This is a genomic window from Hymenobacter sp. BT18 (assembly GCF_012273015.1).
Classification (GTDB): domain Bacteria; phylum Bacteroidota; class Bacteroidia; order Cytophagales; family Hymenobacteraceae; genus Hymenobacter; species Hymenobacter lutimineralis.
Genome location: NZ_CP050954.1, coordinates 1969037 through 1993216, shown reverse-complemented (window position 1 = coordinate 1993216; position 24180 = coordinate 1969037). Strand labels below are relative to the sequence as shown.

Genomic DNA, 24180 nt, shown 5'->3' with positions numbered 1-24180 from the left:
TTGCCGGGCAGCGTTAAATCAAGCCACCCGGCTTGATTTAATGCCTTTGCCGTACCGGCCGCTGCGCCCTCATTGGGCGGCGTCGGCTGGAGGGGTTTCGGATTCTTCCTCGTCTTCGAACTCCTGACGAATGACGCGGAAGACTTCTTCCACGCTTTCTTCTTCCAGTTCGGTGCGACGAACGAGGTCTTCTTTGCTGACGGCTAATACGGCTCGGCCCGTGTCGAGGCCAATCTTTTTCAGCTCATCCAGCACCCAGGCGTCAATTTCATCCCGGAATTCGTCCAGAGCAATGTCTTCTTCGTAATCCCCGGCTTCGCGGAATACGTCGATTTCCATGCCCACCAAACGCGAGGCCAGCTTGATGTTGGCGCCGCCGCGGCCAATGGCCAGCGAAACCTGGTCTGGCTTTAAGAACACCGAAACCCGGCCTGTTTGTTCGTTTATTTTCATCGAGCCGATTTTAGCCGGCGACAGGGCCCGCTGAATGTAAAGCTCGAGGTTGTTGGTGTAGTTGATAACGTCGATATTCTCGTTTTCCAGCTCCCGCACGACGGCATGGATCCGGGAACCTTTCATGCCTACGCAGGCACCAACGGGGTCGATGCGGTCATCGTAGCTTTCTACGGCTACTTTGGCCCGCTCGCCGGGCTCGCGCACAATGTTCTTGATGGTAATCAGGCCATCGTAGATTTCGGGTACTTCCTGCTCAAACAAACGCTCCAGGAAAGCCGGCGCGGCGCGGGAAAGGATAATCTTGGGTGTGCCGTTCAGGATTTCTACGCGGTGTACCACGGCGCGCACGGTGTCGCCCTTGCGGTAGCGGTCCTTCGGAATCTGCTCCGACTTGGGCAGTACCAACTCGTTTTCGTCCTTGTCCAAGATCAAGGCCTCGCGGCTCCACACCTGGTACACTTCGCCAGCAATGATTTCGCCTACCTGATCTTTGTAGGTCTGGTAGAGGTTATCGCGCTCCAAGTCTTTCACGCGCTGAATGAGCGTCTGACGGGCCATGAGCACGGCGCGGCGGCCGAAGTCTTCCAGCTTCACTTCTTCTGCTACCGATTCGCCGATTTCAAAGTCCGGCTCGATTTTCTGTGCTTCGGCCAGCGGAATTTTGTCGAAGTCCCAGATATCCTCCGAGTTGTCGTCCACAATCTCGCGGTTACGCCAGATTTCCAAGTCGCCCTTGTCCACGTTGATGATGACGTCGAAGTTCTCATCCGTCGTGTACTTCTTGCGAATCATGGTCCGGAATACGTCTTCCAGGATGCTCATCATCGTGGGACGGTCAATGTTTTTGGACCGGGCAAACTCGGCAAACGATTCAATCAGGACGTGGCTGTTCATCTGATTTAAATTGTTGAATTGTTGATGGGCTGGAAGGAGGCAGGTTGCATGTTTATGAATATACAATCAGCCGTTTGGCCTTCCGGCTACTTACTTAAATGAAATAACCACTTTGGCTTCCTGGATAGTCTCGAAAGGCAACAGGACGGCGGGCAGGGTTTTCTTTTTGTTTTTCTCTTTTACTGTTTCGGCCAGTTGAATGCCGCCAGCTTCCACGGCTTCCAGGGTGCCGGTTTTCTCGGTGCCATCGGCGAGCTTGAGGCTGAGCGTACGGCCCACGTGGCGAACGTACTGGCGGGGGGCGGTCAGGGGCTGGTCGGCCCCGGGCGACGTTACCTCCAGCGTGTAGCTGGCTTCTTCGCCGTAGGCCTCCTCAATGCGGCGGGCCAAACGACGACTAACCAGGGCGCACTCATCAATGCCCAGGCCCTGCTCCCCGTCCAGAATGGCCGTGACCTTGGGGCGAATAGCATCGGATACCGTAAGGCCGACGACGAACAGCTCCGGTCCGGGTAGGCTGTCCTGCAGCATCTCGGCAATCTGGGCGCGGTCAAATTTCATAAAGACGAACCAGGTGATAAAAGAAAGAGGGGACTACGCGTCCCCTCTCTGATTCTTTAGTTGCTGGGGCAAAGATACAACGAAATATCCCGCAACGCAACCAGGCCGCTGGAGGCGCGGCCTAGCGGTGGATATCCAGCCAGCCTTTGTACTGGCGGCCGTCGGTATCGCGGAGCAGAAAGTAGTAGATGCCTCCCGGCAGCTGGCCGCCGTTCCAGTCGTTCTGGTAGTTGTTGGTGCTGTACACCTCCTGGCCCCAGCGCGAAAATACCTTCAGGTTGACAGGCAGACAGGTGTAATGCTGCACGAAGGTTTCGTTGAACTGGTCGCCGTTGGGCGTGATGATGTTGGGCACCAGCGGGTCGGCTACTATTATCTGGAGGTAGCGCGTCTGCACCTGGCAGCTGCTGTTGTAGTAAGCCGACATGGCTACGGTATAGGTTCCGGCCTGGGTATAGGTATGGTCTACGTCGGCCGTGGTACCGTGCGGGGTACCGTCGCCGAAGTCCCAGTCGTACTCGTTGGCGTACTGGGCCGGGGACGAGAAGCGGATGGTGAAGGGCGCCAAGCCGGTTTTGCCCGGATAAGCGGGGCACTCCGGCACGGGCAAGGGCTCCAGATTCGTGTTCAGCGGGGCCATCACCACAAACCGGTCATCGGACTCCGGGCAGCCGTTGGCGGCCGTATAGGTATAGGTGAGCGTGAGGCGCTGGGCTTTAGTGGTAGCAGCCGGCGGCGTAAACATACCCTCGGGGGTAACACCCGTGCCCGACCACACGCCCCCCGCCGGAGAAGCGCCCAACAGCTGATACGGGGTATTCTGAAAGCTGCACAAGGCCGTGTCGCGGCCGGCATTTACGGAAGGCGGAGGCAGAATGACAATCTGCTGGCTGGCCTGCCCGCACTGGTCGGAGGGCAGGATATAGCGGATGGTGTGCGTGCCGGGACCCGCTACGGCCGGGTCAAACACGTTGCCTTGTACCCCCGGTCCGCTGAACGTGCCACCTACCGGCGTAGCCGTCAGCGTTATTTTTCCGGCATTAGAGCATTGCTGGGGCGCCAGCGTAAAGTCGACGGGCAACACGGGGCGCACCGTCATGCGCAGGGTGCCTTTGGTGAAACATGTCCCGGTAGAGGCCACCGAATACACTAGGCGCTGCTCCCCTACCAGATCGGGGCTGGGCGTGAAGATGTAGCTGCCATCGGCGTTTTTGCTTACGCCCGGTCCCGACCAGCTGCCGCCGCCCGGGCTGCCCGTCAGGGGAATAGGGCTGCCGTCGGCGCAGACGGCCTGGGCCGGACCGGGGTTGGCGATGCGCAGCTCGAAGTCAATCTTAAAGGCGGCGTTGTTGCAGTTGGAGCTGTTGTTGCGGGTGGAATACGTGTTGGCGCCCGGAGGAATGGGAAACTGGGAGGAGCCCCGGCAGCCCCCGCACACGGCGTGGTACACTACGCCGCGCTTGTCGAAGCGGCTGGTGCCCCCATCCACGTGGTCCCGGCCGCCGTTTTCGCCGAAGTACGTAGCGTATTCAATGGCCCGGGCGCCGGCCCCAAACTGCACAATGTAGAAGTCGGAGCCATCGGTGCGCGGCTGCACGGCATTGCTGGTCACTACCAGGTCCTCGGTGGTGCCATTGGTGTAGCCGCTGTTTACGCTGCCGCCCCAGCCGCAGGCGTAAATCCGCTCACACTCATCTACCAGGAAGGCCGTCAAGGATAGGTCGATGCCGCCCCTGCCACTGCCAAACACGGTAGCGTAGGTAAGAGAGCTGAGCTGAGGGTCCAGCTTTTGAATGAATTGCCCCCCGCGCCGCCGCCGGTTGTCGTACAAGCCCGGGGTAATAGGAAAGTTGCCAAAGCTTTGCCCCAGCACGTACACGTTGTCGGCGGCATCCAGCTGCAGGAAATACACCTGGTCGTACTGGGAAGTGCCGCGGTAGGTAGCCTGCAGCAGGGAGGTGCCATCGGCCGAGAGGTGGGCGATGAACCCGTCGGTGTTGCCGGCCGGAGCCGGCTGCAGGGCGCCCGCGGTGACGGGGAAGTTGGTGCCGGTAGTGCCCCCGGCCACGTAAATGGAGCCATCCGACGCCAGCTGGATAGAATAGGCAGCATCGGCCCCGCTGCTGCCCAGGTAGCTGGCCCAGTACAGCTGGTTGAGGGTGGGGGAAAACTTCATCACTACGCCATCGAGCAGGGCACCGCCGTAGCCCCGGTTCAGGCCATTCCGGACGGGAAAGTCGGTGCTGTTGGTGCAGGAGGCCACGTACACGTTGCCTTCCTCATCGGTAGTAATGTCTCCCCGGAAAGTGTCGCCGTAATTGCGGGCCAGGTAGTTTTCCGCCCGGGTGTAGGTATCGATGTTCAGGCCATCCTGCCCGGAGCCGCCAATGAGCGTGGACGCTACCAGGCTGCTGCCTTCCGGCGAAAGGGTGGCCACAAACAAATCCGAGCCGTTGGCATACGTATAGTCCTGAAATACGCTGTAGCTGCGGCCCGGCTGCAGGGTGCGGCTAAAAGCGCCCCGGGTAGTGGGAAACTGCTTGGAAGAAGTAGAGCCGAATACCAGCAGTTCCCCTTTGGCATTCACCACCAGGCTGTGGGGCGTTTCGGTATTTTCGCCGCCCAGATACGTGGCGTAGAGGCGGGCTGCCGGGCCGCTCACCCGCGTGTCGTACTTGATGATGCCGATATCGATAACCCCGCCGAAGGTGGTGCTGAAGGCCCCGGCCGAAACCGGGTAGCCGGGGTTGAACACAACGCCGCCGGAATAGAGGTGGCCTTCCTCGTCGTAGGTAGCGGTATTGCCCCAGTTATCGGCGCTGGAGCCGGTATAGGAAGAAAACACCACGGTAGGGTCGATAGTCAGGGCCACTTCCTTACGGTAGCCCTGGGGAAACTCGAAGGCCACGGTTTGCCCGCGTAGCGTGTAGCGGCACGGCACCGGCACCCGGGTGCCTTTGATATCCTGCCAGGCCCGCGGGGCCAGTTCCGTAACTGAGCCCACCGATGTACCTACCACCAGGTTGCCTTCCTGGAGGCGGAGCGTGTTGGTACCCTGGTAGCGCAGGCGAATAGCTTCGGGCCGGCCGCCTGGCTGCACCAGAAAATCGTATTCGAGTTGCCCGCCGGCATTTTCATACAGCTGCATATCGGTTTTGGGATACAGCTGTTGATACTGCACTTGGCGGAAGCTGCGCACATTGGTAGCCCACTGGCGGGCGTCGGAGCCACTGAAATAGTTGCGCCGCTCGGCCGTAGGCACAGCCCCCGCAACCTGGGGTGCCGGGTTACTGCCTTCGAAGCTGACGGTGTAGGCGTGGCCCCGCAGGCCCGCGGCTTGCGCTGGGGTCGTACTAGCCTGCTGGTGGCTGTGCCGGGCCAGGTCCTCGGCTGAGAAAAGGGAATACGTGAAGCCGGTAGGGCGCAAAAACAACCGGCCCGCCGGCAGGCTGGCGGCGTAGCGGACGGCTTTGGGCCACTGCCCCCGGTTTTCAATAAACTCCAGACTCTTCTCCGGGGCAGGAGAAGCGCCGCGCGTGACCGAGCCGAACGTGGTTAGCGTGCCCAACACGAGTAACCACCGGTAAAAACGCTTCATTAACTGGCAGAATGTAAAGCTTAAGAGAACGGAAAGATACCGTAAAGCGCCGATTGGTGGCATGGCCCGCCGGAAACCTCGGGAAATCGTATTTTGCGCCCTCATTCGTGTTTGAATTCGTGCGTCGTTCGTTTGCCTTTAAGTGCACTTTGCTCACGGTGGCCTGGGTGCTGCTGGCCATTGGCGCACTGCAGATTCCCCCGTATCAGCTGTGGCCGGCCGCTTTTGTGGGCATGAGCCTGCCCGTAGCCTTGGCCGCCACGGGCGCCTGGCTGGTGTATTGGGTGCTGCGCCGCTGGACAGTAGCCCTGCTGCCCCTGGCCGCGCTGGTGCTCACCTGGCCGCACGTGCAGCGCGGTGTAGCCTTGCACTTGCTGAGCCCTGCGCCGGCCGATGGTCCGGCTGTGCGGGTGCTGAGCGCCAACGTACGCATCTTTAATGTGTACCGACATCTGCGCGACGAAAACTACACCACGTCCAAGGCCCTGATTAAGTGGGTAGCCGAGCAGCCTGCTGACCTGGTGTGCCTCCAGGAGTTTTACAACGAGCCGCAGCCTACCCGGGAAAACGGGCGGGTTTTTCAGAGCGTGCAGCGCATCGGCGAGTACCAGCAGCGCCACCCTTTCGTGTCCGTGACGTTGCAGAATGGCATTGGCGCGCAGTTTGGGCTGGCCATTTTCTCCCGCTACCCCATTGTGCACCGCGGCACCATTCCGTTTGGGCGGCTCACGCAGAACCACGCCATGTTTGCGGATGTGCGCTTGCCCCAGGGCGACACCATCCGCATTTACAACGCCCACCTGCAAAGCATGAGCATGGCCGAGCAGGATATTGTGGATAGCTATTCCAGCAAGGCAGGCCTCAAGGCGAAGGGGTTGGGGCTGCTACGTCGGTTTAAGCGCGGCTTGGTAGCCCGGGCCCGGCAGGTCGATACGCTCCGCCGGCACATGGACCAGTGCCGTTACCCCATCCTCTTCTGCGCTGACCTCAACGACTTGCCCTACAGCTACACCTACGACCAGCTAGCTGATAAGCTGCAGAATGCCCAGGCCACGGCCGGCAACGGGGTGGGCGCTACCTACAACGGCCGCTTGCCATTCGTGCGCATTGATAACCAGTTTGCCGGGCCGCAGTGGCAGGTCGAAAATTTTCGGGTGCACGAGGAAATTCCGTACTCCGACCATTTTCCAACATCCGCTACCTACCGCCTGCTTCCGGCAAGCAAACAGTAGGAATTATATACCAGGCGCTGGAATGAATATACCGCTCATGGAACTTTATAGACTAACTCAACTGATTTTTGTGCCGCAAAAGCAGTCTTTTAGACTTTGTTGCGGCTAAATCAGGAAAATAGCAGATCAAAAGCAGCCTCAGGCTGTTAATGCATTCTTTGCCACTGCTCATGCGGATGGCACACTTTTTAAATCTTCTTCCGCTCTCAATCTGCGAAAACAGCGGTTACTTTTGTCCTTATGCAGCACCCACTTTCGCTCTACAACACGCTTACCCGCCGAAAAGACGCTTTTCAACCCCTGCATGCGCCTTTCGTGGGCGTATACTTGTGCGGGCCTACCGTGTACAGCGAAGCCCATATTGGCAATGCCCGCGGGCCGGTGGTTTTTGACGTGCTGACGCGCTACCTGCGCTACCTAGGCTACACCGTGCGCTACGTGCGCAACATCACCGACGTAGGCCACCTGGAAAGCGACGCCGACGAAGGCGAAGATAAAATCAGCCGGATGGCGCGGGCCCGGCAGCTGGAGCCCATGCAGGTGGCCGAGCAGTTTGCCAACCTCTACCACCGCCACATGGAGGTGCTGGGCTGCCTGCCGCCTGATATCGAGCCCCGCGCCAGCGGCCACATCACCGAGCAGATTCAGCTGATTCAGGAAATCATCGACAACGGCTTTGGCTACGAGGCGGGCGGCTCGGTGTACTTTGATGTGCCGGCTTACAACGCCGCCGGGCGCGGCTACGGCAAGCTGTCCAACCGCGTGGTGGAAGAACTGCTGGCTGGCTCCCGCGACAACCTCGCCGGGCAGGAGGAAAAGCGCAGTCCCCTCGACTTCGCCCTTTGGAAAAAGGCCGATGCCCGCCACCTCATGCGCTGGCCTTCGCCCTGGGGCGAAGGATTCCCCGGCTGGCACCTGGAGTGCTCGGCCATGAGCCGCAAGTACCTGGGCGCCGAGTTCGACATCCACGGCGGTGGGCTGGATCTGATGTTCCCGCACCACGAGTGCGAAATTGCCCAAAGCCAGGCCAGCCACTCCCACTCCGACGAGGCCCGGGTGTGGATGCACAACAACATGATTACGGTGAATGGGCAGAAGATGAGCAAGTCGCTTGGCAACTTCGTTACCATCTCCGACCTGTTCCGGGGCGGTAGCAGCATCCTCACCCAGCCCTACTCGCCCATGACGGCGCGCTTCTTCCTCCTGCAGGCCCACTACCGCAGCACCGTAGACGTGAGCGACGAGGCCATGCAGGCCGCCCGCAAAGGCTACCGCAAGCTGATGAATGGCTTGCGCGTGCTGGATAAGCTCGTGTTGCCCGAGGGCACGGAGCGGACAGCGGATACCGCAGCCGCCGACGCAGAGCTGCGCAAGCTTACCCAGGACTGCTTTGCCGGCTTAAATGATGATCTGAACACGGCCCGGTGCGTGGCCTCGCTCTTCAACCTGCTGCGGAAGTTCAATGGCTACGCAGCCAACCTGGCCACGCTGGCCCAGCTCAGCGAGGCTGCCCTCACGGAGGCTACTACCACCTACCGGGCGCTGGTAGAAGAGGTCCTGGGCTTGCAGGACGAGCCGCGGGCCAATGTGGAAGATCTGCTGACGCTGACGCTGGGCTTTTACCAGGAAGCCAAAACAGCCAAAGACTACGGCAAAGTAGATGCTATTCGCGCCGCCCTGAAAGAGCAGGGAATTGTGGTGAAAGACACCAAAGCCGGCGTTGACTGGGCTTACAGTGAAGAGTAGCCAACGCTGGCCTACGCCCCGCTGCGTAGCACCAAGGCTGGCTCAAAACCAATAAAAAGGCAAAGGCCATCGGTATTTAAGCCGCTTGCCTTGGCTAATGACTTTCCCGCTGCTATGAACTACCGACTTCCTCGTTTCGCTTCCTTTGCATTGGCTGCTTTGCTGTTTGCCGCCGGGTGCCGGGATGAAAAGAAAACCACTGAGTCGACTACCGGGGTGCAGGAGCATAAGCTGGCCAAGGCTCCCGTCTTCAATGCCGACTCAGCCTATGCTTACGTGGCACGCCAAGTGGCTTTCGGGCCCCGGGTGCCCAACTCGAAGGCCCACGTAAATACCGGCGACTGGCTAGTGCGGGAATTCAAGAAGTATGGCCTCACGGTGCGGGAGCAGCCATTCGAAGCCATGGCTTTTGATGGCAAGATGCTGAAGTCGCGCAATATCATTGCCCAGTTTAACCCCCAGGCGACCCGACGCGTGGCCATTTTCTCGCACTGGGACACGCGCCCCTTCGCTGACAAAGACAAAGAGCACAAGAACGCACCGCTTGATGGGGCCTGTGATGGGGCCAGCGGGGTAGGGGTGGCCCTGGAAATGGCCCGGGTACTGGCTGCCCAGCCCGACAGTCTCCAGCCCAAGGTCGGCGTAGACTTTATTCTCTTCGATGCCGAAGACTACGGTCACGACGACACCACCCAGGGAAACCTGACCAATCAGCTGGAAGCCCTGGGCAAAGACAGCTGGTGCCTGGGCTCCCAGTACTGGGCTCAAAACGTGCTGCCCGTGGGCTACAAAGCCAGCTATGGCGTTTTGCTGGATATGGTAGGCGCCAAAAATGGCAAGTTCAGCCGTGAACAGCTTTCCCGCCAATATGCTTTGCCCATCGTAGGAAAGGTTTGGGACACGGCCGCCCAATTAGGCTACTCCGACTTTTTCCTGTTCAAGGATATGGGCGGCATCACCGATGACCACGTCTACACCAACCAGGCTGGGGTGCCTACCATCGATATTATCGATACCCTCCCGTTTGGTGATGAAACCTTCCCCGCTTACCACCACACCACCCAGGACAATATGAGTGTCATTGACCGCCGCACGCTGAAGGCGGTGGGCCAGACGCTCGTGCAGGTGCTGTACGGCGAATAATACTGCCCTGCCTCATTAATAGGCGTCCAGGGAAGCCGGCCCTTGTGTGCTAGCCGCGGCGTGCTGCAACTGCTGCCTATACGTAAGCTACCCGGGCCCCTTCGGCCGATACAGTAAGGCGGGCTTCCCGGCCCACAATTAAGGCTAGGTTGTGGGCCTCGTGGCCTACCGGGAAGCCGTGCGCCACCGGAAAGCCATATTTCGCGGCGTACTGCTGGATGATTTCGTTGGGCGTCTGCCCGTAGGGCGTGGTATTGTCCTGCGGGTTGGTGAAGTGCCCTACCAGCAGCCCGGCCAGGTTGCGCAGCTTGCCGGTTCGGTCCAGGTGCACCAGCATCCGGTCGATGGCGTACAGGTATTCGTCGATGTCTTCCAGGAACAGGATGCGGCCGGCGGTAGTCACATCGGAAGCCGTACCAGTGAGGGTTTGGAGCAAACTCAGGTTGCCACCAACCAGCTCCCCCGTCGCTTCACCGAGCTGGTTGAGTGGATGGGCCGGTAATGCGTAGGGCAAGACCTCGCCAAACAGGGACCGGCGCAGGCTGTCCAGCGACTCGGCCCCGCCTTCCTGGTGAAACAGCAAGGGCATCACTCCATGAATGCTCTGGTAGCCCAGTCGCAACAGGTGGCAGTTGAGGGTGGTAATATCCGAAAAGCCAGCCAGCCATTTTGGGGAGTCGCCGAACCGTGAAAAGTCAATCTGGTCGATAATTCGCGGGGTGCCATATCCGCCGCGCGCCACGAAGATGGCCTGGATGGCGGGGTTATCGAGCTGCTGCTGCAAGTCGCGGCGGCGTAGCGCATCGTCGCCGCCAAACTGGTGGTGGGCCACATTCGTCGATTCCCCTAAAACCACGCGCAGTCCCCAGCCCTCGAGGGTAGCTACGGCCGCCGCCAGTTCTTCGTGGGAGGCTTTGCGGGCCGTGCAGACAATGGCAACTTGGTCGCCGGAGCGAAGTGGAGAAGGAGCAATAGCGGACATAAGGCAAAACTAGGAGAAACCCCGACGTCTGGTGTAAGGCAGTATTTCTATTTCCGTAAAGCACTGCCCTTGGCCCTGGCAGCAGCTACACCGCATCAGGGCTCAGCACTTCCAGCACCAGCAGCCAACGGTCTGAGCTTCGGCGCCAAACGTGCAGGAAAAAGCCCCGCTCGGGTTTGCTTTCCTGGTAGCCCAGGGTGTAGCCAAAGTCGCCAGCGGCCGAAACGCCCGTGCGCAGGGGCGTAAGCTGCACGGCCTTGGGCGAGGTCTCAACCAGTGCCCGGGCGCCGTTTCCTACGTAAGGAAGCTGCCCCTCGCGCAAAAGACGGAGCTCTTGTGTAGGGCCCAGTACGGGCTTATAGGCTTGGCGCAGGCTTAATCGGGCGCGTTGCACCAGGGCTTGCTCTGCGGCTATCAGGCCGAGCCGGGCTTGAGCAGTATCGGCTGTTGCCGGCCGCTTTACGGGGTAAGTAGTGGGCCAGGCTGCCTTAGGAGCAGTGGTGTAAGCCATATGGGAGATGCCCCCATCGTAAATAGCTTGCCAGGTACCGTTGCTGCCTTTCTGCCAAACGGTTACAAAGTCGCCAAAAGCAACGGGCTTCTCATTGGCGCCGCCGGGCCGCAACTCCCAGGGGCCGGTGGTAAAGCCCAGGTCGCCGGAGGCCGAAATATCCGCGTACGTAGGGCGCCACAAGATGCGGCCGGGCTGTTCGGGCTGATTGCCGTAGAGGGCAGCGCCCGTCTGAAAAGCGCCGCCGCCGAACATCCAGGCGGTGCTCAGGTAGCGGCTGAAAGCATCCTGCACGCTGTGCTGACTGCCATAAGCCGCGAAGGCTACCTCCGCCGCCACCATCTGCCGGAAGTCAGTCTTCACGGTGGGGTCGGGTTTTCCGAATAAGGGCAGCCAACTGGTCAGCAGACTCAGCAGGGGAGCCGTAAGGAGCGGTAGCATGGGCGGGGCTTGCGAGGGCGGGTTCGCAAGCGAATATATGCCTTCTGCGGCATACGCAAGGCAGGTGCCAGGCTGAGCAGGTGGACCGCAGAGCTGGCTTGGTAAAATCTTAAGCTGCCGGTTAATACACGGCGGTGCGCACGTGGAACTGCTCCAGAAGCTGGGTGATTTGCGCGGTTTCAATCAGGAAGCCGTCGTGGCCAAAGCCCGAGTCCATTTCCGCGTACATCGCCCCGGGAATATGGCGGGCGAGTAGCTGCTGTTCGGCGGGCGGAAACAGCACGTCGGAGCTAATGCCGATAACCAGCGTGCGCGCCTGGATGCCGGCCAGCACCGGGCCTAACTCTCCACCCCGCCCCCGGCCCAGGTGGTGCGTATCCATGGTGCGCGACAGGGCCACATAGGTATAGGCGTTAAAGCGTGCCACCAGCTTGTCGCCCTGATACTGCTGGTAGGCGCTGGCCCGAAAATCGGTTAGTTGATCGTCGGTGGGTTCGGCTTGCGTTTGGCCGTAGGCCTGGTAGCTGCGGTAGCTGAGCAGGGCCGTGGCCCGGGCTGCCCGTAGTCCCGCTGCCCCACCCGTAGGCGAGGCCGTGTGATAGGTGGCATCGGCGAAGATGGCCAAGCGCTGCGCCTCATTAAAGGCTATACCCCAGGGCGAGTGCCGCGCATTGGTGGCCAGCACCACTAGGTTGCTGAACAGGGAAGGTTGCTGCACGGCCCATTCCAAGGCCTGCTGCCCGCCCATCGACCCCCCAATCAGGGTGTGAATGTGCCGGATGCCCAGGTGCTGCCGAAGCTGCTCGTGGGCCGCCACCAAGTCGCGAACGGTAAGCAGCGGAAACGCCTGGTACCACGGCCCTTCTCCCGGGGTGCGGGCATTTAGTGGGCCCGTACTGCCGTAGCAGGAACCCAGAATATTGGCGCACACAATGAAATGCTCCTCGGCATTGTAGTAGCAGCCTGGGCCAAACAAGCCGGGCCACCAAGCCAGCACATCGGAGTTGGCGGTCAGGGCGTGGCACACCCAAATGACGTTCGTGCCTTCAGCGTTCAGGCGGCCGTAGGTATGGTAGGCTATCTGAACGTGGGGAAGAAGTGCTCCGCTTTCCAGCGGCAGCGGATGAGGAAGAGTATATAGGTGTGGTTGGGAGGTCATATACGACGGTAACAAAAAGCCCCAGCCGGGGGCTGAACCAGCAAGTGCCGAAGGTAAGTAGCTTACCCACCACCTGCGGTTGCGAACTGCCAATTCAGCCCGAGCCGGGGTAAAGAAGCCGGCCGGTACGCGGGGTTGCGGCTTGTGTGCCGGTACTGCGGCAGAAAAGGCCAAAGCCCGGCTGCTCTATTCGGGCAGCCGGGCTTCTTCCTGTAAATAGACTTAGACCTCCAGTGGAGCCGCGTGCTCCGTTTCGGGCTCTGGCAGCAGCGTGCTGTCGGCACTTTCCAGGGGCGCGGCATTCTTCACCGCCTCAAACGCCTGGGCCAGATCAGCGCGGATGTCGTCGAAGTGCTCGATGCCCACTGACAGGCGGAGCAGCGTGGGCGTCACGCCTGCGGCCTGCTGCTCGGTTTCGGAGAGCTGCTGGTGCGTGGTAGCCGAGGGCTGGATGATCAGCGTTTTGGCGTCACCTACGTTGGCCAGGTGGCTAATGAGTTTCAGGCTGTCGATAAACTGCGTAGCCGTTTCCTTGGAGCCTTTGATGGCAAAGGTGAGCACCCCGCCGTAGCCGCGCTTCAGATATTTCTGGGCCAGGCCATGGTAAGGGCTGCTTTTCAGACCAGGGTAGTTCACGGCTTCTACCTGCGGGTGCTGCTCCAGCCACTCGGCAATCTTCAGCGCATTTTCTACGGTACGCTCTACGCGCAGGCTCAGGGTTTCGAGGCCAATGAGTAGCTGCCAGGCATTGAAAGGGCTTTGCGAGGGACCAAAGTCGCGCAGGCCTTCTACCCGGGCCCGGATGATGAAGGCAATGTTGCCAAAGGGGCCGTTCTTGCCGAATACGTCATTGAACACCAGGCCGTGGTAGCCCTCCGAGGGCTCCGTAAACTGGGGGTACTTGCCGTTGCCGAAGTCGTACTTGCCGCCATCCACAATCACCCCGCCAATGGAGGTGCCGTGGCCGCCAATCCATTTCGTGGCCGATTCTACCACAATGTGGGCGCCGTGCTCCAGGGGCCGGAACAGGTAGCCGCCCGCCCCAAAGGTATTGTCCACGATGAGTGGCAGGTCGTGCTTCTGCGCAATGGCGGCAATGGCTTCAAAGTCCGGCACGTTAAAGCTGGGGTTGCCGATGGTTTCCAAGTACAGGGCCTTGGTATTCTCGTCAATCAGCGCCTCGAAGCTTTCGGCTTTGTCGCCATCGGCAAAGCGCACTTCAATGCCCAGACGCTTGAAGGCTACTTTAAACTGGTTATAGGTGCCGCCGTACAGGAAGGAGGTAGAGACGAAGTTGTCGCCGGCCTGCAGAATGTTATTAAGCGCAATAAACTGGGCCGCCTGCCCCGAGGAAACGGCCAGCGCCGCTACTCCGCCCTCCAGCGCCGCAACGCGCTGCTCAAACACGTCGGTGGTAGGGTTCATCAACCGGGTGTAGATGTTGCCGAACTCCTTCAGGGCAAACAGATTGGCACCGTGTTCGGCATTTTTGAATACGTAGCTGGTGGTCTGGTACAGCGGCACGGCGCGGGCACCGGTGGTGGGGTCGGGCTGCTGGCCGGCGTGGAGTTGGAGCGTTTCGAACTGGAGGCTTTGCGTGGACATAGTTGTGGCTGATTTGAAGGCGGAGGGAAAAGAAACCGGGAGAGAAAGCAGGGAAAAAACGGGCTACGAAGACACGTAGCCGAACCCGTATCGAATCTGAAAAGCGGCTGATTAACAGCGGGTCAGGTTAGGCGATACTGCCACAGTGCGTTGAAAAGCGGCAACACTGGGCTGTGCAGGGCAGGGGGAAAGCTGAGGCCGGGAGGCTAGCAACAGCAACAACACGCGCCGCAACAGGGGCGCATTCGCATTCGCTCGGTAGTTGGGCCAAAGGGCGCCACGCGGAAACCCCAGGGCTGAGCGGCAAGTAAGGCAGCAGCCGGAGCGGTGGGGAAGGTAGAGGCGAAAGCGAAGGAGTTTTCCATGGTACTCGAAGGTTATATGCCCCGCCGCCGTAAGGCTGGTCGGGCAGGAATTGGCACCTTTCGCGCGGTCGAAGGTTGCCAGCGGGTCACGGAGCCTGTTCTCTCGCCGCTTCTGTATAAATCCTATGAAAACTACCCCGCCGCGAGCGGGGGAGTACCGGGTTGGTATTGCAAAGGTATAGCCATGAATTTGACATATGCAATAGCCTCTGGATTTTTTTCTTAAAAATCGGAAAGACGATGGTTTGCTTTGTTGTCAACAAACAACTACTTGATATTCAATAAATAGTAAGATGATATTAGCTGTTAGGAAAGTGCGGGTAGTGCGAAAAAGCTAATTGGCAGGGGAAGGTAAACGTAGCTGATTCAAGCGTTAGCGGTTAAAACTAATGCTGGTTTAGCACGAAAAACCAACAAAAAAGCCACGCTTCGGGGCGTGGCTTTTTTGGATATTAACAGGATGGCTTCTGGCTTACAGCTTAGGCAGCGTTAGCACTTGGCCTACCTCAATGTGGTCGGGGTTGGCGCCAATAGTGGCTTTGTTGGCATCGTAGATCTGGTGCCATTTGGCAGCGTCACCGTAGTGGTGCTTGGCAATTTTCGAGAGCGAGTCGCCGCTAACTACGGTGTAGGTGTCACCGGTAGCTGCGGTAGTTTGGTTGGCGTTGCCGAAGAAATCAGTATTGCCAGCGGGAGCGGGGTTCGTTACGGGAGTAACTGGCTTTTTTTCGCCTTTGTCGGAAAGGAAATCAAATAGTCCCATGGTGGTGCGAAAGTTTAAAGGTGTAGGGAGAAGTAACCGGCTATCAGGGAGATGCCTGCAGGGTTGCGCTTTCATACGCCGATCGGGGCAATTAGTTTTTGTACCGAGTGGGCGCAAACATCTTCTGCACCTGCGCCGTAAGAGGGGCACAAGTGGCTGGTTGGCTATATAGTGCCAGTTAGCTGCTTACCCTGAACTCTCTCCGTTCACCAACTCCCTATTCTTTCCGATGAAAAATCAAACCAACCCATTCCGCTACCTGGCCGCTTTGCTGGTGCTGGTCGCCTTGTTTGCCTCGTCCTGTGGTAGCAAAGAAGGCAAAGTTGAGGGCGTAAACATGCTCTACGGCACCGACAGCAAAGTCTGGAAAACCGACAAGGAGCTGAGCGCCACTGGCGACAAAGTAGCCCAGACGGATGCCCAGGAAGACGAACGAATTACGTTCTACGCCAACGGTCAGTACAACATGGCCTCGCCCGCGGGCAGCACGGCCGGCAAATACACTTTCGACCAGGGAACCAATAAAATCACGATGACGCCCGATGGCGGTGCCCAAAGCAACACCTTTGACGTAGTAACCTTGACCGACGACAAGCTTACGCTGAAGAGCCCCGCGGGGGCCGAGCTGCGCCTCGAAAAAGAATAACCTTTGCTGCCAGGTTTAAAAAAGCAGTCTGAAAAACTCGAAAAAGCCCTTCTGCCTCGTGCGGAAGGGCTTTTTTGATATATGGCCGTGCGCCATGCAGCTTTTACCCCGTCGGATGGCTCACCTAAGCAAGCCAACTCGGCACCACTTGGTAGCTTACGGCGCATTAGCTTTTATTCCCTGGCCTTCTATGCCCAATCATTACCTCTACCGCTGGCTGCTAACCTTGCTGTGTAGTACCATTGCCACGATTTGCGGAGCGCAAACTGTTCCCGCCAGCTCGGCAATGGCTGCGCACCCCATTCGCAGCATTAGTCCTACAGATACCGACTTCGGTGACCTGGAATTTTTGCGCCAGGAAATAGGCGGCGCCCGGGTAGTTATGCTGGGGGAGCCCACCCACGGCGAAGGCAACGTGTTTGAGGCCAAAGTCCGGCTGCTACAGTTTCTGCAGGCGCGCTTGGGCTTCACCACGGTGGCTTTTGAAAGTGGCTTTTATGAGCTTGATAGAGCTCAGCGGGCTATGGAGGCCGGTACTTCGGCCGCTGAAGCCATCGACAACAGCGTGTTTGGCGTGTGGACCAGCACCCGCGAATTTCGGGAGGTGCTACCGCTGCTAGGGCCCGGTAAACTAAAAGTAGCCGGGTTCGACTACCAGCTGAGCGGAGCTTACCAGGAGGAACTGCTGGAAGAGCTGGAAAATCTGCTCAAACCCGAAAAAGGAGCCGATGGCATTGCCTACGACTACCTCGACGAGTGCCTGAGCATGATGGGGGAGCATTTTCTGTTTCCGCCGTCTCACCAGATCCAGCTCTTCGATCTGCAGCTGGGCAAAGCCCGCCGTTTGTTGGAAAAAGTGGCGGCTGGCTCCGATGCCAAACGGCGGGAACGGGCCACCTTCTGGCTCCAGAATCTGCGGAGCCTGCAGGCCGCCGCCCACGACTATGCCGCCAACGACCCCGGCGTGAAGGACTCCACCGAGTTTAAAGCCACCGACAGCAACCCCCGTGATGCGCAGATGGCCGCCAACCTGCTGTGGTATCTGCGCCAGCACCCGCAGGAAAAAGTAGTCTGCTGGGGTGCCCTGCCGCATCTGTCGAACAAGGTGGAAAAGCTCGACGATGCGGAAATCAAAACCTATAAGCCCATGGGCCGGGCCGTGAAAGCTGCTCTGGGTGAAGATGCTGTGTATGTGCTGGGCACGCTGGCCGGTGGCGGCACCCATGGCTTTTTGGGCATGGGCGGCTACCAAACCGTACCAGTGCCGGCCGCGGGCACTCTGGAAGCCGAGCTGCTGGCCACGGGCCAGGAATACGCTTTCGTGAGCCTGAAGCACGATGCGCCCGGCAAAGTGCTGACCACCTATGCCTTCGAATACAAGCCCCAAACCGGCCCGTGGAGTGAAGTAGTGGATGGGTTCCTGTTCCTGAAGTCGGTGAACCCGCCGCACGGGGCCGCGCCGGCCGTAGCGGCGGAGCCAGCCGAAACCCCGGCAAAACCCAGCGAAGTTCCAGTTGCTCCTGGCCGCCTGAACCCGGCGGCTCGGCCTATTGGGAAAACGGGGGCTGCCCTGACGCTTAATGGTACGGTGCTCGACCGCAAAACGGGCCGGCCGGTGCCGTTTGCAACGGTAGCCGTGCCCGCCCGGAGTGCAGGAGTAACGGCTAATGCGCAGGGGAGCTTCCGGCTGGAAGTGCGGCGGGGTGAGCTGGTGCAGGTAAGCAGCATTGGGTACGAGGCACTCATCCTGGCGGCGCAACCTGCGGGTAAGCTCACGCTCCACCTGGTGCCGGCCGCTTTTGCCCTGGCCAATGTGCGGGTAAGTGCCCAGTCCCAGGATCCAAAGCGCATCATGAAAAAGGTGATTCAGGCGGCCGAAACCAACTACGAGCAGCAGGATTACCTGGCGCAGGTGTACACGCACCGCCGCATCAGCAACTTCGACACGGTGCAGACCGAGCTGGAGTATACAAGCCAGTTGTTCGAGCCGGCCGGGTACCGTCATCGGGATGGCGGCTTTCTGATGGCCGGGCCCTTCACTAAGCGCCGGGTTCAGGAAAAGCACCTGGTCATTCAGCCAGCTGACTCTACCAGGCCCGTAGGGTTACCCATCGGGAGTGGGGCCGAAACAACTGACCCCGTCCGGACGTCCCCGCTGTTCAAGTCGGCTACGCTAGGCAAGTACGTGTTGCGCCTGGATACCATCCAGCAATATGCCGGAGCTACGGTGTACGTTATCAATTTTGCCGTGAAGCGCGCTACCCACCGCAGCACGGGTACCTACCTGGAAAAAAGCTACTCGGGCAAGGTCTATGTACGCCAGGATGATTATGCCGTGGTACGCTACGAGGCCTTGTGGCAGTTTGATACCGTCCGTTATAACTCTGTTTCCCGCAAATACTACGGCCGCAACAATCAGATTTCCCGGCTCTATACCGAAGTCTTCTCCGAGAACCGGTCGGCCAATATTGTGCTCTATGAAAAGGGAAGCAACGGCCGCTACCACACTGCCGTCAGCGTGTCTCAGAGTTTGGCCATCGGCCGCCGGCTGGGAGGGAGGCCTTTCTACTACCAAGGCAGCGGGGAGGAGTACTTTACTAGCCTACCCGCGGGTACCGCAGTCTTGCCCCTGAACCCGAAGCTTGCCCCCCGAGCTGCCGAGATGGTACACGTGCAGTTGCAGCATACCCCGTACCGCCCCGAGTTTTGGCGAACTTATCAGCGTCCCTTACCCGCCGAACTGGCCCCGGAGCTGGAAGCCACCAAGAAGTAAAGGAGTAAGAAACTAAAGCTACAGGCCCAGGCTGCCGGGCTCGGGCCGCCGCCCGAATACGCGCGTAATCCAGCGGGGTAGAAACACGGCTCCTAATACCAAATACAAGTAGTACGTGACGATGCGGTAAAGCAGCACGATAAAGTTGGTCATGGTAGGTGTGCCGATGAACTTGCCGAAGAACGTGGGAAATGCGCCTTCCGCAATGCCCGCTCCGCCCGGCGTAATGGCCACTAGCAGGATAACTTTGTATGTGATGTTGCGGGCAAACATCATGGTGAATTCACTGGGCGTGGTGGGCACGAAAGCCGCAATCAGGCAGCCAATAACCAAGTAGCGCGCCGTCCACACGAACACGGTGCTGAGCACCGCCCGCAGCCAGTAGCCTGCCCCATTTCCCCGGATCTGGGTAGAGGCCCACACCATCTCGTTGGCGTGCTGGTAGGCCTTCGGGCGCCAGCGGCGGAGGATGCGCAAGGAAAACAGTCGCACCAGTACACGCTTCACCGACAAGGGGTTGATGAACAGCGCGTACAGCATGAGCACGGAGTAGGCTGTTACCATCACGTAGCTGAGCCCAAAGGCCACCTTCAGCGTGGTCATAAAGCCGCTGTTCAGGTTCTCATCGGGGTACAGGCCCTCGTGCGCCAGCCACACCACCAGCGGCACCATCACCACATAGTAGAGGTTGTCGAGCAGGGCCGTTACCATCACGTAGGCCAACGACTTGCCCAGCGTGATGCCTTCTTTGTTGAGCAGGAACGGCGCCACCGACGTGCCGCCCACCGCCGAGGGCAGAATGCACGAGGAAAACTCCCAGATCATAATCACGTCCAGCGAAGCGCGCCAGCTGAGCACCCGCTCCGAAATGTGGCGGATGCGGTACACGTAGCCGGCGTCGCGGGCCACCAGCACCAGCAGGGTGACCAGCAGCCACAGCGGACTGGCGTTGGCCAGCGGGGCCAAGTCGCCGGGCTTGTAGCTGCGCCAGAACATAAAGCCCACCACGCTCAGGCCCAGCAGCACGGGCAGCACAATGCGCGAAGGCCGGAGCTTGTCGAGCAGTTGCTGTTCCTGGGTGGGCTGCGTTACGGGCATAAGCGAAGCGAAAAGTATGCACAAAGGTAGCCATTAATCGGCCCCAGTAAGGAGGCGTACGTGCGGGCAGGAATGTCGTTCCGGCTCAACCGGTAGTAGGGAAAACTCGTACCTTTGGCCACTACGTGGCACCGGGGTAAAAGAAGCGGCCAACCTTTCGGCTTAACTCCCTGTTGTCTCGTCAGTTTCGTCCCTACTTTATTTCCGAAGATGATTGTTGAACCTGGTGCCTTGTTGGCCGCTATAAACTCGCCCGACGACCTTAAAAAGCTGAGCCCCGACCAGTTGGTGCAGGTAAGCCAGGAGCTGCGGCAATTTATCATCGATTCGGTATCCATCTACGGAGGCCACTTTGGGGCTTCCCTGGGCGTGGTGGAGCTGACTGTCGCGCTGCACTACGTGTTCAATACGCCCTACGACCAGCTGGTCTGGGATGTGGGCCACCAGGCCTACGGCCACAAAATCCTGACCGGCCGCCGCGACCAGTTCCCCACCAATCGCCGCTACCACGGCATGTCGGGTTTCCCGAAGCGCAGTGAAAGTCCTTATGACGCCTTTGGCGTGGGCCACAGCAGCACCAGCATTGGAGCCGCGCTGGGCATGGCCGTGGCTTCCGACTATAAAAAGGAGTTCGACCGCCAGCACATTGCCGTCATCGGCGACGGCGCTATGACGGCGGGTATGGCCTTCGAGGCCCTCAACCATGCGGGGGTAGAAAAGTCCAACCTGCTCGTTATCCTCAACGACAACTGCATGAGCATCGACCCCAACGTGGGCGCGCTCAAGGAATACCTCACCGATATTACTACCTCCCGCACCTACAACAAGGTGCGCGACGAGTTATGGAATGTGCTGGGCAAGCTCAGCAAGTTCGGCCCCAATCCTCAGCAGATAGCCCGCCGCGTGGAGCAGGCCATGAAAGCCACGCTACTCAAGCAAGGCAACCTGTTTGAAGCCCTTAACTTCCGCTACTTCGGCCCCGTGGATGGCCACGACGTGCAGCACCTGGCTACCATTCTGCACGACCTGAAGAGCATTCCCGGCCCCAAGCTGCTGCACTGCGTGACGGTGAAAGGCAAAGGCTACGCGCTGGCCGAGAAAGACCAGACCCTGTGGCACGCCCCCGGCTTGTTCGACAAAATCACGGGGGAGATATACAAGAAAGTCCCCGACAAACCCCAGCCGCCCAAGTACCAGGATGTATTTGGGCACACGTTGGTGGAGCTGGCCGAGCAGAACGACAAGATCATGGGCGTGACGCCGGCAATGCCCTCGGGCTCGTCGCTGAACATCATGATGAAGGCCATGCCCGACCGCGCCTTCGATGTGGGCATTGCTGAACAGCACGCCGTCACGTTTTCGGCGGGGCTGGCTACGCAGGGGCTAATACCCTTCTGCAACATCTACTCTTCCTTCATGCAGCGGGCCTACGACCAGGTAGTGCACGATGTAGCCCTGCAAAACCTGCACGTGGTGTTCTGCCTCGACCGCGCCGGCTTTGCCGGAGCCGATGGTCCTACCCACCACGGCTGCTACGACCTGGCCTACATGCGCTGCATCCCCAACATGGTAGTGGCCGCTCCCATGAACGAGGAGGAACTGCGCAACCTGATGTATACCGCTACGCTGCCTGAAAACGCCGGCCCCTTCAGCCTCCGCTACCCGCGCGGCGAAGGCGTGATGCCGGAGTGGCGCAAGCCTCTGAAGAGACTGGCCATTGGCACCGGCCGCGTAGTGCGCGAAGGCCAGGGAGTGGCGGTGCTCAGCATTGGGCACATTGGCAACTACGCCGTAAAAGCCACCCAGAAGCTGGTAGCAGAAGGACTCAACCCCGGGCACTACGACTTGCGCTTCTGCAAGCCCCTGGATGAGGAAATGCTCCATGCCATTGCGCGCCAGTACAAAGCCATTGTGACGGTAGAAGATGGCTGCCTGCAAGGAGGATTTGGCGCGGCTGTGCTGGAGTTCCTGGCCGACCACGGCTACAGCCTCCCCGTAAAGCGTCTCGGCATCCCCGACCGGATTGTAGAGCACGGCACCCAGGATGAGCTCTACAAAGAATGCGGTTTCGACGCCGACGGTATTGCTGCCGCCCTGCGCGAAATGGCGGGAAAGGTAGAAGCAACCACAAGGCCTGAACCCACCCTGGTCTAGCAGGGATGCCCCTGAATGGTTTCCTTATAATTTGATGTTCTGGTAAAAGGACAAGTCCCTTGCGTGAAATAATGCCTTTGGTGATTGGAATAATAATGTATTCAAAATAAACTATGGAATAGTGAACCAGTACGAGGAGCTTAACCGTTCATGTGCGGAACACAGTTCTCTTAATTACCAGATAACCCTTCGCATGAAGATTTTCTACAACCTCACTTTCTTGGTGGTTCTGCTTCTGGGTGGCACTATTCATGGTGCACTGGCACAGTGTTCCTCCAACTTTTCGTTGGTTGCCCCCAATTCTGTTACCGGGCAGAAGGTAACCAATGGTACCAACCTGGGAAGTTTCACTTACTGTCCAGGCACATCATCTTCCACTTCCAATCGTGTTATCATTACGCTGGAAGCCCAGACTGGAGAATCAATTTTTGAACTCCGGGATGCTGCGGGTATTGCTGTGCCGCAGGGCAGCGGTAACGGTGGGAATTTCACGGTTACGCTTGGGCCAGTGTTACAAACGGCGACGCTCGACAACCTCGTTGCCACGGCTAATACAAACACGGTCACGTTTACGCTGCCTACTGCTTCCTCCGGCCGCACGTATCAGCTTACCAGCCGTCTTACCAGTTGCTCCAACGATAAGTTCGACGTAATAGCCTTCAGTTCTAGCCCGGTTCTGAGCCTGACGGCTTCGCAAAGCGGCTCTACCGTTAGTGGTACCGTTTGCCCCAATACCACGGTGCGGTTGACGGCCGCCGTGAACGGCGAGACCCCGCCGGCTGGTACCATCTACACGTTCTACACCATCAACGCCAGTGGTACCGAGACCATTCTGAAATCTTCTACGGATGCGTTTGCAGATGTTGTTCCGACCACTAGCACCAACTACTACGTGCGCGCCAATACCACTACCTGCGGTAACAACACGGTGCAGACTATCAATGTAGCCACCAACCAGATTACAGTAGCATCCAATGCCGTGGGGGCTGTTTGCCCCGGTACGCCGGTTACAATATCGGCCAACAATCTGGTGGCCAACTCTTCGTATACGCTTGTAAATGCGGCCGGTACTACGGTGGCCACAGCAACTTCTACCACCGGCGGAACGGTTTCATTTACGGTTACACCCAGTGTTACCACTACGTACACCGTCAGAGGGGCTATTCCGAGTTGCTCCAGCGGCGCGGCGCAAGGCTCCATTACAGTCAATGCCAACAGCCTGTCCCTGACTTCCAACGATGCCGATAACACCATCAGCCGCGATACTCCCCAGTCGGTGACACTTGCGGCCGCCAATGGCGCCTCTGGTTCTACCTACACGTGGACGGCTACGATAGGGGCTACCACCACTACGCTGCCTACCACCACCAGCTCCATCACGGTGACCCCCCAGCGCACGACTACGTACGCGGTGACGGGTACTACGGCCGCTGGCAACTGCACCAGTACACAGAACCTCACCATTACTGTGACTGGCACGCTGCCCGTTGAACTCACTGGCTTTAAAGCCGTGTGGAGCGCCGCGGGCCCCAGAATAGTTTGGGCTACGGCCTCCGAGCGCGACAACCATTACTTTGAGGTGCAGCGCAGTATAGATGGGCAGACCTTTGTGGCGGTGGGCAAGCGTAGCGGGGCCGGCTCCACGGTAGCCCGCACCGATTACAGCTACGTCGATGAAGCCATGGCCAAGGCTCCTTTCGCCCGGCTTTACTACCGCCTCAAGCAGGTTGACCGAAACGGAACGGCTGCCTTATCTGATGTTAGCACGGTGCAAGTACCCGTTAGCGGCCGCCCTTTGCAGGTAACGGCTTATCCCAACCCTTTCGAACAGACGTTAAAAGTGTCGTTGGGTGAGGCCGCTACCGGTACGGCTCTGGTACGGGTATATGATATGATGGGCAAGTTGCTGCTCACACAGACTTTGAGCACCAAGGCTGGCGTGAGCGTATACGAAGTTTCCCGTCTTTCGAGTCTGGCCCCCGGCCTTTACTACTTGTCCGTGCGCCAGGGCGAGCAGCAGCAGATGCTAAAGGTGCGTCGTCGCTAGTCTTTC

16 protein-coding genes and 1 riboswitch are annotated in these 24180 nt (G+C 59.2%); of the genes, 7 read left to right on the top strand and 9 right to left on the bottom strand.

Annotated features, from left to right (window positions below; translation table 11 throughout):
• Window positions 1-69 precede the first annotated feature (69 nt).
• From nusA to HER32_RS08370, 3 genes are all read right to left on the bottom strand, one after another.
• Window positions 70-1350, bottom strand: coding sequence for a transcription termination factor NusA (nusA, locus tag HER32_RS08380; protein WP_149069530.1), 1281 nt, complete (start codon window positions 1348-1350; stop codon window positions 70-72).
• A 90-nt stretch (window positions 1351-1440) separates the two neighbouring features.
• Window positions 1441-1911, bottom strand: coding sequence for a ribosome maturation factor RimP (rimP, locus tag HER32_RS08375; RefSeq protein ID WP_232066444.1), 471 nt, complete (start codon window positions 1909-1911; stop codon window positions 1441-1443).
• 121 nt (window positions 1912-2032) lie between these two features.
• On the bottom strand, window positions 2033-5509 hold the full coding sequence (locus tag HER32_RS08370) for a gliding motility-associated C-terminal domain-containing protein (protein WP_168681543.1): 3477 nt from the start codon (window positions 5507-5509) through the stop codon (window positions 2033-2035).
• Window positions 5510-5628: 119 nt separating this feature from the next.
• On the opposite strand from HER32_RS08370, the gene HER32_RS08365 reads away from it, so the two are divergent.
• The 3 genes from HER32_RS08365 (at window position 5629) to HER32_RS08355 (ending at window position 9630) form a co-directional block, all read left to right on the top strand.
• Window positions 5629-6741, top strand: coding sequence for an endonuclease/exonuclease/phosphatase family protein (locus HER32_RS08365; RefSeq protein ID WP_168681542.1), 1113 nt, complete (start codon window positions 5629-5631; stop codon window positions 6739-6741).
• A 240-nt stretch (window positions 6742-6981) separates the two neighbouring features.
• On the top strand, window positions 6982-8487 hold the full coding sequence (cysS, locus tag HER32_RS08360; RefSeq protein WP_149069527.1) for a cysteine--tRNA ligase: 1506 nt from the start codon (window positions 6982-6984) through the stop codon (window positions 8485-8487).
• A gap of 114 nt (window positions 8488-8601) precedes the next feature.
• Complete coding sequence (locus tag HER32_RS08355) at window positions 8602-9630, top strand: M28 family peptidase (protein WP_168681541.1); 1029 nt, start codon at window positions 8602-8604, stop codon at window positions 9628-9630.
• A gap of 76 nt (window positions 9631-9706) precedes the next feature.
• Here HER32_RS08355 and HER32_RS08350 read toward each other — a convergent pair whose 3' ends face one another.
• The 5 genes from HER32_RS08350 to HER32_RS08330 form a co-directional block, all read right to left on the bottom strand.
• The gene (locus tag HER32_RS08350; protein WP_168681540.1) at window positions 9707-10612 is read right to left on the bottom strand and encodes an LD-carboxypeptidase; all 906 of its coding nucleotides are present in this window, start codon (window positions 10610-10612) and stop codon (window positions 9707-9709) included.
• 85 nt (window positions 10613-10697) lie between these two features.
• Window positions 10698-11564 (bottom strand): hypothetical protein, encoded by an 867-nt coding sequence (locus HER32_RS08345; protein WP_168681539.1) that lies wholly within the window; start codon window positions 11562-11564, stop codon window positions 10698-10700.
• Between the two features lie 121 nt (window positions 11565-11685).
• Window positions 11686-12723 (bottom strand): homoserine O-acetyltransferase family protein, encoded by a 1038-nt coding sequence (gene metX / locus HER32_RS08340; RefSeq protein ID WP_168681538.1) that lies wholly within the window; start codon window positions 12721-12723, stop codon window positions 11686-11688.
• 222 nt (window positions 12724-12945) lie between these two features.
• Window positions 12946-14328 (bottom strand): O-acetylhomoserine aminocarboxypropyltransferase/cysteine synthase family protein, encoded by a 1383-nt coding sequence (locus tag HER32_RS08335; RefSeq protein WP_149069522.1) that lies wholly within the window; start codon window positions 14326-14328, stop codon window positions 12946-12948.
• A 374-nt stretch (window positions 14329-14702) separates the two neighbouring features.
• Window positions 14703-14816, bottom strand: a riboswitch (SAM riboswitch).
• Window positions 14817-15165: 349 nt separating this feature from the next.
• Complete coding sequence (locus HER32_RS08330; RefSeq protein ID WP_149069521.1) at window positions 15166-15456, bottom strand: LysM peptidoglycan-binding domain-containing protein; 291 nt, start codon at window positions 15454-15456, stop codon at window positions 15166-15168.
• 229 nt (window positions 15457-15685) lie between these two features.
• On the opposite strand from HER32_RS08330, the gene HER32_RS08325 reads away from it, so the two are divergent.
• Both HER32_RS08325 and HER32_RS08320 read left to right on the top strand, forming a co-directional pair.
• Complete coding sequence (locus tag HER32_RS08325) at window positions 15686-16102, top strand: lipocalin family protein (protein ID WP_149069520.1); 417 nt, start codon at window positions 15686-15688, stop codon at window positions 16100-16102.
• Window positions 16103-16292: 190 nt separating this feature from the next.
• Window positions 16293-18875, top strand: coding sequence for an erythromycin esterase family protein (locus HER32_RS08320; protein WP_168681537.1), 2583 nt, complete (start codon window positions 16293-16295; stop codon window positions 18873-18875).
• An 18-nt stretch (window positions 18876-18893) separates the two neighbouring features.
• Here HER32_RS08320 and HER32_RS08315 read toward each other — a convergent pair whose 3' ends face one another.
• Entirely contained in the window at window positions 18894-19973 is a 1080-nt protein-coding gene (locus HER32_RS08315; protein WP_168681536.1) for a YbhN family protein, read from the bottom strand.
• Between the two features lie 210 nt (window positions 19974-20183).
• On the opposite strand from HER32_RS08315, the gene dxs reads away from it, so the two are divergent.
• Both dxs and HER32_RS08305 read left to right on the top strand, forming a co-directional pair.
• On the top strand, window positions 20184-22127 hold the full coding sequence (dxs, locus tag HER32_RS08310) for a 1-deoxy-D-xylulose-5-phosphate synthase (protein ID WP_149069517.1): 1944 nt from the start codon (window positions 20184-20186) through the stop codon (window positions 22125-22127).
• A gap of 508 nt (window positions 22128-22635) precedes the next feature.
• Window positions 22636-24174 carry a T9SS type A sorting domain-containing protein gene (locus tag HER32_RS08305; RefSeq protein ID WP_168681535.1) on the top strand — a complete coding sequence of 513 codons (1539 nt, stop codon included), beginning with the start codon at window positions 22636-22638 and terminating at the stop codon, window positions 24172-24174.
• Window positions 24175-24180: the final 6 nt, after the last annotated feature.

Excerpts from the sequence above, each read along its gene's own strand:
- dxs (WP_149069517.1), top strand. The coding sequence starts at position 20,184 with ATGATTGTTGAACCTGGTGCCTTGTTGGCCGCTATAAACTCGCCCGAC.
- HER32_RS08330 (WP_149069521.1), bottom strand. The coding sequence starts at position 15,456 with ATGGGACTATTTGATTTCCTTTCCGACAAAGGCGAAAAAAAGCCAGTT.
- cysS (WP_149069527.1), top strand. The coding sequence starts at position 6,982 with ATGCAGCACCCACTTTCGCTCTACAACACGCTTACCCGCCGAAAAGAC.
- HER32_RS08345 (WP_168681539.1), bottom strand. The coding sequence starts at position 11,564 with ATGCTACCGCTCCTTACGGCTCCCCTGCTGAGTCTGCTGACCAGTTGG.
- HER32_RS08355 (WP_168681541.1), top strand. The coding sequence starts at position 8,602 with ATGAACTACCGACTTCCTCGTTTCGCTTCCTTTGCATTGGCTGCTTTG.
- HER32_RS08370 (WP_168681543.1), bottom strand. The coding sequence starts at position 5,509 with ATGAAGCGTTTTTACCGGTGGTTACTCGTGTTGGGCACGCTAACCACG.
- metX (WP_168681538.1), bottom strand. The coding sequence starts at position 12,723 with ATGACCTCCCAACCACACCTATATACTCTTCCTCATCCGCTGCCGCTG.
- HER32_RS08335 (WP_149069522.1), bottom strand. The coding sequence starts at position 14,328 with ATGTCCACGCAAAGCCTCCAGTTCGAAACGCTCCAACTCCACGCCGGC.
- HER32_RS08350 (WP_168681540.1), bottom strand. The coding sequence starts at position 10,612 with ATGTCCGCTATTGCTCCTTCTCCACTTCGCTCCGGCGACCAAGTTGCC.
- HER32_RS08325 (WP_149069520.1), top strand. The coding sequence starts at position 15,686 with ATGAAAAATCAAACCAACCCATTCCGCTACCTGGCCGCTTTGCTGGTG.
- HER32_RS08320 (WP_168681537.1), top strand. The coding sequence starts at position 16,293 with ATGCCCAATCATTACCTCTACCGCTGGCTGCTAACCTTGCTGTGTAGT.
- nusA (WP_149069530.1), bottom strand. The coding sequence starts at position 1,350 with ATGAACAGCCACGTCCTGATTGAATCGTTTGCCGAGTTTGCCCGGTCC.
- rimP (WP_232066444.1), bottom strand. The coding sequence starts at position 1,911 with ATGAAATTTGACCGCGCCCAGATTGCCGAGATGCTGCAGGACAGCCTA.
- HER32_RS08315 (WP_168681536.1), bottom strand. The coding sequence starts at position 19,973 with ATGCCCGTAACGCAGCCCACCCAGGAACAGCAACTGCTCGACAAGCTC.